Raw genomic sequence first — 8974 nt, 5'->3', positions numbered from 1 at the left:
GTCGGCGAGTGACGACAACGCCGCAGATGCGCGTGCCAGACCCCGCGTCTGCGGCGTGATCCAAACGACAGGCCCTAGCCGCGCTCACCAGGGGCGGCGGCAGGCAGGAGCGAGGCAGCGGACTCCTCCTCGCGCCGGTGGGCCGAGGCGTCCCCTGCTGCGGTCGGCGCCTCCCGGCCGGGAGCCGGGATCACGTCGGAGTGCCTGCCGCCCCGGTCGATGAGGCCCCCGGTGAAGGCGAGTCCGAGGCCCGCCAGGGCGAGTGCCGCACCGACCAGGTTGGGCGAGGCCCAGCCCCAGCCGGCCGAGATGGTCAGGCCGCCGAGCCACGCACCGCCCGCGTTGGCCAGGTTGAAGGCGGAGTGGTTGGAGGCCGCCGCCATCGTCGGAGCGTCCTTGGCCTTGGCCATGAGGAGCATCTGCACGGGCGTCGTGATGAAGGACCCCATCGCCCCGAGGAAGGCGATGGTCAGGAGCGCGGGCACCGTGCTGTGCACCGTGAAGTAGAACGTCACCAGCGCCGCGGCGAGCAGGACGAGCCCCACGTACAGGGTCGGCCGCAGCGCGCGGTCGGTGAACGGGCCCGCGATCAGCGTGCCGAGCGTCATTCCGACGCCGTAGAGGGCGAGGACCAGGGTGGTCGAGGAGTCGGAGATGCCCGTCAGATTGGTCAGCATGGGCACGAGATAGCTGTACACGGCGAAGAATCCGCCGAACCCCACGACGGCCGTGGCCAGGCCGATCGCGACCTGCCGGTTGCCCATCGCCCGCAGTTCGTGCCGGACGCCGGACTGCCCGCCGCGCGGCTGGTGCGGAACGAAGAGGGCCAGCGAGGCCAGGGCGACCAGGCCGATGACGGCGACCGCGCCGTAGGCGAACCGCCAGCCCAGCTGCTGTCCGAGGGCGGTGCCGGCCGGGACGCCGACGATGTTGGCGACGGTGAGCCCGAGGAACATCTTGGAGACGGCCCGTGCCGCGCGCTCGGGCGCCACCAGCCGGGAGGCCACCACGGCGCCGACACCGAAGAGCGCGCCGTGCGGCAGCCCCGCCAGGAACCGCGCGGCGAAGAGCGAGCCGAAGCCCGGAGCGACGGCGGAGGCGACGTTGCCGACCACGAACAGTCCGGTCAGGAGCAACAGCAGCCGCTTGTGAGGTATGCGCGCTCCGATGCCCGTGAGGACGGGGGCGCCCACGACGACACCGAGCGCGTAGGCCGAGACGAGGTTCCCGGCCTGCGGTACGGAGACACCGACGCCGTCGGCTATCTGGGGCAACAGCCCCATCGTGGCGAACTCGGTCGTGCCGATGCCGAACGCGACGACGGCGAGGGCCAGCAGGGCCAGGGGCATGGTGCGGGCGACCTTTCGGGGATTGCGGTACGGGGACGGGGGCGCGGGCGGTTTCGTCAAGCACCGCCGCCATCCGGCACACCTGATCGGCCCGAGCCCCTCGGAGTGCAGCGGTGACGAGGCAACGGACATTCCAAGATCAAGCCGCTTTCGCGGTGAACTGTGTCACGCCTGGCGGGGCGGACCGCGGGGCGGTGTCGGTCTGCTCCCGCGCTGCCGGGGTGCTCGGCTCTCACCAGCCTGCGGCTGCCGCGTCGCAGCCCCTGCGGACCGCCGAGGCAGGGGACTGCGGACCTCGGTGCGTGAAGGCGAACGGGGTAGCTCCGCGTGCACGGTGCCGGACCAGGTTCGAATCTGTGGTCATGAACATCCGTCCATGGGTCGTCGTGGAGCCGCCGGACAGTCGTGGTCTGCGCCGCGTCACCATCGACGGACAGCTGGCCGGCAGCGCATGGTCACGGGCCGAGCTGGCCAGAGTGCTCCGCCGCCAGGGTTACGCGGAGAACGTCGACCTGGACGATCCGGCATCCGTGTACTGGCGCGGGGGTGACAGCGGAGACTGGCCGGACCGACCCTGGAGACGGCGCTCGATCATGTCACTCATGGTGGCCGGGCTGCTCGTGTCCATGGTTTTCAACGTGGTCATCGGATGGCCGGATGCGTCGGGTGCCCTGACGTTCGCGCAACGGATCACCGGCGTGCTGTTCGTCCTCTCGGGCGTGCTGCTGGGAATCTCGGCTGTATCGGCGCTCGACTATTGGGGAAGGCGGCAGTTCCAGGCATCCGGGGCGATTGTCCTGCTCGGCGCGTTCGTTGTACTGGCCACTGACGGCCTCCTCCTTCTCCTCTGGTTCGAGGAAAAGGAGTACACGCGCCATCTGCTGGTCTGTCTGCCCGCTTTCTGCTGGTCGATATGGGCACTCTGGGTTCTTGTGCGCCAAAAATCATGGAAAGGGGTGCCGCAGCCCAAGAAGTTCGCGGCCGGGGTGGTCGTCACAGCGCTCCTGACGGCCGTCAGTCTTGCTTACTCCACCATGTACCAGCCTGCGGCCGCCCCCATGCACTTCACCCTGAAAGCGGAGTTCGGGAAGGCCCGGGAGGACAAGAGGCTACCCTTCGTGCACGTTCCGCTGACACTGCACATGAAAAACACCGGAGGAATCCCGGTGTACATCCTGAATGACATCTACACAGTCCGTGGCAGGGGAGCCTCTTATTCTCTGGGGGAGGCGGATCTGATCGCCGAGTGGAGGGAGAGTGTCGGGAAACAGGGGACGCGCGAGGGGGAGGCCGAACTCTATGTCGACCAGCTCACCTACACCACCATAAGCAGTGGGAGGTTCTCTGAGTCCGGTAATTCGCTCGACGTCGGGCAGGAGTACGTTCTGACGCGTGTATTCCAGCTTCCCAGGGATGTCGAGTACGACACCGTAAGTGTTGAGCTGCAGATCTCGTACATGAGGAAGGATCGCGGGAAGATCGATGTGAAGGAGTTCAGGTCCGCTCATCCGTCGTGGAACGAACGTGATCGATCCTATTATTGCGAGCCGGCGATGTGCGGAAGCCAGCTCATATACCGCGCAAGAGTACGACACAATAACAATCTCATCAATGTGACGCGCAAGCCGCGTTATGTGACTGCTGTCTGGTCCCCCAGAGGCCGGTTCATCTCTTCTATTTCTTCCTTTCCTTTCAGTTTCTCCGTGCTCGGTGACTATGCCGAAGAAAGAAGAGAGCTGGAGAGATACGGAGCTGCGAGGGCCCGGGCTGATGCGGAGATCGCCGTGGCCGAACTGCTGAGGTCGGCCGGCTGACCGGTCACTCGCCGCCCTTCGTGAGCCAACTGCCCACCGTGACCCCGAACTCCTCCTCCAGGTATGTGGCAGTCTGCTCGCAGGACAGGGCCGCGGCTCCCAGGGTCCCGAACAGCCTGTCGTGCGGCACGAGCTCCGCGAGTTCGGTGATGAGCGGTACGACCTTGAACGGGCCGTGGGTGTGCTCGTTGTTCCTCAACTGGGCGAGGACGTCGAGCGTGTCGTTGCTCTTTTCCTCCGCCTTCCAGAAGTCCTTGACCCCTTCCTCCTCCCACTGCGCGGGCACCAGTTTCTTCAGCCCTTGCACGAGGTCGGACTCGGGCATGGACTCGAAAACCGCGCTGCTGCAGAACGCGGCGGCCTTGCCGAGAGATTCCTTCGGGCGTTCCTGAGCGGAGGCAGCTCGTTCTTGCTGTTTCTTCATGCGAGCGGTTTTCTCGTCCAGCTCTTTCGCGGCTTCGGACCGCTCCTCCTGCGACGTCCCAGGGTCGCTGATCTTCCTCAGCAGCGAACTGACCTGCTGAGTGATGTCCGAGAGCTGTTCTCGTTCCCTCGACGGTGTCCTCGGGGCGTGCATGATGTCCTGAGACGATCCCACCGGCACGAGAGCCGGTGTGGCCTCCGGCCCGTTGCTCCGCTCCACGACGTAGGCCGTGTTCTTCATTGTCGTGACCATCTGACCCTGCAGGCCCCGCGGCGTCCGGGGATCGCAGATCATGTCCAGGGTGGAGGTGGCTCGCTTGACCACCAGGATGAGCGTGGACCTCTTCTCGGTCGGGACTCGGGGCTCGCTGACCTTCTCGAGTGCCGAAGTCACCTGTTCCACGGTCGTGGTCAAATCCTTACGCAGTTCGGGAGGCGTCCTGGGGTTGCTGATGGCTGCCAGGGCGGTGGACAGGTTCTTCGCACTCTCAACGACTCCCTGCCTGTCCTGTGGCTTCGTCCGGGGGTCCTCGACCGTGCCGACGAGGGTGATCAGTGTTTCCACGGTCGACACGAGTTCTTCGGGGACTCGTTCCTTCTCCTCGTTCAGGGCCGTCGTCGCCTCGTCGATTTCCTCCTCCTGCTCCGGCGGGGGTTCGGACGCCTGTCCGTCCGTGTCTCCGGGGTCCGGCGGTTCAGTGGTGTCAGGCGTCCCGCTCGGCGTGGAGGGAGGAGACGTCGTGGTATCCGTCGGACCGGCGGGATCGGAGTCCGGCGGTGGGGGAGGGGGCGTTTCGCCTTCCGCCGGTCCGCTCGGCTCAGAGGGAGGAGGCTGCGGAGGGTCCGTGGTCTGAGCCACTGCCCCGGCTCGGTCACCGTTCGCGCTCTGAGCGTCCGCCGAGGAAATCGTCAGACCGGCCGGCAGCGCGAGCGCTGCGGCGAGAAGGGACGCATTGGCCGCATGAACGATGTGTCTCCGGGGAACTCCGGGAGTTGTGGCCATGATGGTTCCCGATGCGCTGGACGCCGGGCTGTTCCGTCCGTGGTGACAACAACCGCTGACGGCGGCTCCAGAAGACGTCGGAGCCAGAGGAATGCCCAAGCCGATACAGATCCACTCTTCACCCGTCCGGTGCATCTCGCAAACGGGAACACCGAGCCGCACCGCGACCGGAACTCGGCCGCTCAGCAGGACAGGAGAGGCCCCCTCGACCGGAAGGGGGGCGTGCCGTGGACCGGTGCGCCGTCGGGCCGGGCAGGTCGGACTGACCCGGGGTGCCGTGCTGCCACGACCACCCTGACGGTCATGTCGCCTGCCCGCCGACGAGACGGGACGGTGCGGGATCAGCCGCAGTTGTTCCGGTTGATCTTCAGGGAGCGGGTCTGGTCGTTGAGGTTGTAGCCGCGCAGGTCGTGGATGGAGCCACCGCTGCGGGTGACGCACACCCACCGGCCGGCGTAGTCACGCCTCTCGTAGACGCGGGCGGTGCGGTCGGAGTTGTTGCGGATGGAGCTGCCGCGGTTGCGGATCGATGAGGGCAGGTCCTTCACGCTGCCGTCGACGGCGCGGCGTACCCAGGGCTGCCCGCCGAAGTTGATCTCGGGGTAGACGCAGACGTAGCCGGAGGGACAGTCGATCGCGATGTGCGTCGAGTGGCGTTCTTCGCCGGAGGCGGACGCCGGAACGGCCAGGGGCGCAAGCGTGAGAGCGGCGGCGGCCGCGGCACGCATCAGGTTGGTCATCACGCTCTACTGATACGGGGTGACTGCGGCGGTCGGGGGCGGCTTGCGTCCGGGTTCACTCCAGTGGAGGACTCACCCGAACTGGAAGGCCCAGACCTTCCACCGGCCCGGCGATGGAGGTGATCGAGCGGCCGGGGCCCACGAAGGCTGCCTGACGACAGGCGACGTCTGGAGGGTGGGCCGTTCCTGAACTGTGCCGTACGCGGCGGGGTACACCGCGTACGGCACTCCGGCGGGGGAGGGGAACGGCCCTGCCGTCGGCCGCCGCGGCGCGGCTGATCAGTGGCTGTCGCCTGGGCGGTGGACGTCGAGGTCGCCGCAGGCCGACAGAACGCCGGCCAGCCCACCGGGTCTGTGCCGCAGAGCGCTGTTCAGGAAGGCGAGAGTGGTCGCGGCGACGACGCGCACGCTCTCGGTACGGCCGAGGGACCCGACGATCGAGGGCACCGGCGGCAGGTACAGGGGGGCGTCCAAGCGTTTCCGAACACGTTCGTCGCGGCGACCGCGGTGGTCGCCGCCGCCGTCCTGGGTGTGAACGTGCGGACCAAGGGCGTCTGCCTCGCGGCTCTGGCGGAACTGGCCGCACGCCTGGAGCGGGAGCAGGACCAGCAGGCGCGGCTGGCCGCCGCCGAGGAAAGGGCATGTATCACCCGGGAGATGCACGACATCGTCACCCACACCCTGTCCGTCAAGGTCGCGCCCACCGACGCCGCCGCCCACGCGCAGCACCGGGCACCCGACAAGGCGACCACCGTGATGCTCCAGATCTCCGAGACAGGCCGGCAGGCACTGACCGACACACGGCGCGCCCTGGGAATCCTGCGGACCGACGAACCGGACGCGGAGCGCCACCCGCTGCCCGGCATCGCCCAACCGCGCTCCCTGGCCGGCCAGATGTGCGTTGTTGCCGGGCTGCCGACCCGTCTGGAGGTCCAGGGCGGGCACACCCACATCCCCGCCACCGCGCAACTGACCGTCTACCGCCTGGTGCGGGAAGCCTTGACCAACACCCTCAAACACACACCCCCCGGCACACACGCGGAGGTCCGGGTGCGGTGCTCGGCCCGAACCGTGACAGTGGACGTCACCGACAGCGGCCCCTGTCCGCCCCTCCCCGGCACCACGCCGTCCGGCCACGGCATCCCCGGCATGCGCGAGCGCGCGGCCGCCTACGGAGGAGAGCCGCGGGCCGGACCGTTCCCGGGCGGCGGCTGGGGAGTCCGTACCCGTCTCGACCTCGGCAGCGGCGGGAGGTGTCCGCATGACGATCCGCATCCTGATCGCCGACGACGAAGCGCTGCTCCGCATGGCCTTCAGCGCGGTCCTGGAGGCCCAGCCCGACATGGCACCGGTCGGCGAGGCCGCGGACGGCGAGGAGGCCGTCCGCCTCGTCCGGGCGATGCGCCCCGATGTCGTCCTCATGGACGTCCGGATGCCCGGAACCGACGGGATCGAGGCGACCCGACAGGTCGTCCGGATCTCCCCGCGGAGCAGAGCGCTGATCCTCACCACCTTCGACCTCGACGCATACGCCTTCGCCGGACTCAAGGCCGGCGCCTCGGGCTTCCTGCTGAAGAACACCCGGCCCGGGGAACTGCTCACCGTCATCCGCCGCGTTGCCGCGGGCGACACGGCGGTCTCCCCGCGGATCACCCGCCGCCTGCTGGAGAACCTCTGCCCGCACATCCCCGACGGCAGCGGCGCCGCCCACGACGAACGGCTGAGCCGGCTCAGCGTCCGCGAGCGCGAGGTACTCGTCCAGGTGGGCCGCGGCCTGACCAACACCGAGACCGCGGCCGCCCTGCACCTCGCGGGGGCGACCGTGAAGTCCCATCTGGGGCGGATCCTGCACAAGCTCGGACTCCGCGACCGGGTACAGGCCGTGATCGTCGCTGACGGAAGCCGCCTCGTCCACCTGGCATGACGCTGACGCCCGGAGCAGGTGGCGATGTCACACTCCCCGACAAGCGGCACGCGGTCGGGTGGAACAGCGGACGGCGGCGCACGATGCGCTGCGGGACAAGATCCGGTGCGCTGAGGGGAGACCGGGGATGAACGGGGCGGCCTAGCGTGACGGCGAAGTGACCGCGGCGCGCCACTTCGCAGGACTCGGACCCCGAGCCGGATCCGCGTGCGGACGCGGCCCGCACGCGACTGCCACGCCGTACACCCCGCAGGAGGTTGTCGAAAGGTGTCCACGATGCCGGTCGGCGGGCTGATGCCCCGCGCCACCGACGACGCGGCGGACCTGGTCGTCCGCAACGCCGAGACCCACACCGGCGATCCCCGCCTTCCGCAGGCCGGGGCGATCGCCGTCCGCCGCGGCCTCGTCCCGACCGGCCCCGCCATGTCGGCCCTGGCCGTGCTGCTCGTGGGGACGTCTCCGGCCGCCGGCCGGCTGCCGCCCGCCGGGCCCGCCTGGACGGGGCCGCGGTCATGAGGGCGCCGGACACCTCGGCGTGGGCGCCGCTGGCTGCACGTGTCTTCCGTGCCCTGTGGATCGCGCAACTGGTCTCGAACACCGGCAGCTGGATGCAGACGGTCGGCGCCCAGTGGCTCCTGGTCGGACACAGCGCCTCGCTGGTGACCCTCGTGCAGACCGCCTCCAGCCTCCCGGTCGTGCTCCTGGCCCTGCCCTCCGGGGTGCTGGCCGACCGCTACGACCGCCGTACGGTGCTCCTGGCGGCGCAGTTCGCCATGCTCGCCGCGTCCGGCGTGCTGACGGTGCTCGCGTTCCAGGAGGTCCTCACCCCGTACCTCCTGCTCGCCCTCACCTTCCTGCTGGGCTGCGGCACCGCGCTGATGGGCCCGGCCTGGCAGGCGATCCAGCCGGAACTGGTGGAGCGCGAGCAACTCGGGCAGGCGGCCGCGCTGGGCGCCGTGAACATGAACCTGGCCCGCGCGGTGGGCCCCGCCGTCGGTGGCCTGGTGGTCGCGGCGGCGGGCACGGGCTGGGTCTTCGCCTTCAACGCCCTGTCCTACCTCGGCATCGCGGCCGTCCTGCTGCTGTGGCGACGTCCCGTCACACCCCGGCCCGCCGGCCGGGGCGAAGGGCTGCTGGCGGCCGTGCAGGCCGGCCGCCGCTACGTCCGGCACGCCCCGGGCGTCCGGCGGGTCCTGCTGCGCACGGCCCTGTTCATTCCCGGCGGGGCCGCCATGTGGTCGCTGCTCCCGCTGGTCGCCAGCCGCTCCCTGGGGCTCGGCTCGGGCGGGTACGGACTGCTGCTCGGCGTGGTGGGCATCGGCGCGGTGGGCGGCGCCTTCGCGCTCCCGGCGATCCGGCGCGCGCTCGGCGCCAACGGCATCCTCGCCGTGGGGGCGGCCGTCTTCGCCATGACGCTGGTGGTGCTGGCCACGGTCCGGATCCCCTGGCTCGCGGCCGCCGCGCTGTGACAAATACGTTGTTGATCACTGAGTTGACAGTGTTCTGGCCTGTGAATGTAGTGATCGTTTCGGGATACCGTGCCGCGGCGTGACGTTGTCTTGAACAGGGAATTTATATGGCAGAGATGCTCGGGCGATCCGCTGATCTGCGACTGTAGTGATTGTTTCGGATTGGAGTGATCGTTGCAGGATTTATTTATGCCTGCGCGGTTAGGACCGGTCGGTTTGCCCGGGTCAGGGCTAGTCGGACGCCTTGTTGAG

At 69.1% G+C, this 8974-nt stretch carries 7 protein-coding genes and 1 pseudogene; 5 read left to right on the top strand and 3 right to left on the bottom strand.

Going from position 1 to position 8974, the window contains the following annotated elements; translation table 11 throughout:
* Window positions 1-74 precede the first annotated feature (74 nt).
* The gene (locus J7I94_RS35720; protein ID WP_215174178.1) at window positions 75-1349 is read right to left on the bottom strand and encodes an MFS transporter; all 1275 of its coding nucleotides are present in this window, start codon (window positions 1347-1349) and stop codon (window positions 75-77) included.
* Between the two features lie 362 nt (window positions 1350-1711).
* Between J7I94_RS35720 and J7I94_RS35715 the strand changes: the two genes are divergently transcribed.
* Window positions 1712-3163, top strand: a complete 1452-nt coding sequence (locus J7I94_RS35715) for a DUF308 domain-containing protein (protein WP_215174176.1) — start codon at window positions 1712-1714, stop codon at window positions 3161-3163.
* Between the two features lie 4 nt (window positions 3164-3167).
* Here J7I94_RS35715 and J7I94_RS35710 read toward each other — a convergent pair whose 3' ends face one another.
* Together J7I94_RS35710 and J7I94_RS35705 are read right to left on the bottom strand one after the other, a co-directional pair.
* Entirely contained in the window at window positions 3168-4589 is a 1422-nt protein-coding gene (locus J7I94_RS35710) for a hypothetical protein (protein WP_215174174.1), read from the bottom strand.
* A 341-nt stretch (window positions 4590-4930) separates the two neighbouring features.
* Complete coding sequence (locus J7I94_RS35705) at window positions 4931-5329, bottom strand: peptidase inhibitor family I36 protein (RefSeq protein ID WP_251076231.1); 399 nt, start codon at window positions 5327-5329, stop codon at window positions 4931-4933.
* A gap of 657 nt (window positions 5330-5986) precedes the next feature.
* On the opposite strand from J7I94_RS35705, the pseudogene J7I94_RS39645 reads away from it, so the two are divergent.
* The 4 genes and pseudogenes from J7I94_RS39645 to J7I94_RS35680 form a co-directional block, all read left to right on the top strand.
* A pseudogene (locus J7I94_RS39645) lies at window positions 5987-6508 on the top strand (sensor histidine kinase); the annotation flags it as partial.
* A gap of 82 nt (window positions 6509-6590) precedes the next feature.
* Complete coding sequence (locus tag J7I94_RS35690; RefSeq protein WP_215174171.1) at window positions 6591-7253, top strand: response regulator transcription factor; 663 nt, start codon at window positions 6591-6593, stop codon at window positions 7251-7253.
* Between the two features lie 267 nt (window positions 7254-7520).
* Complete coding sequence (locus J7I94_RS38855) at window positions 7521-7769, top strand: hypothetical protein (protein WP_251076230.1); 249 nt, start codon at window positions 7521-7523, stop codon at window positions 7767-7769.
* On the top strand, window positions 7766-8722 hold the full coding sequence (locus tag J7I94_RS35680; protein ID WP_215174169.1) for an MFS transporter: 957 nt from the start codon (window positions 7766-7768) through the stop codon (window positions 8720-8722). Before J7I94_RS38855 ends, J7I94_RS35680 begins: the two co-directional genes overlap by 4 nt.
* Window positions 8723-8974: the final 252 nt, after the last annotated feature.

The sequence above is a fragment of the Streptomyces sp. ISL-12 genome (assembly GCF_018614415.1).
Classification (GTDB): Bacteria; Actinomycetota; Actinomycetes; order Streptomycetales; family Streptomycetaceae; genus Streptomyces.
Note: the sequence above shows the minus strand (reverse complement) of the source record. Positions and strands in the feature narration are given on the sequence as shown.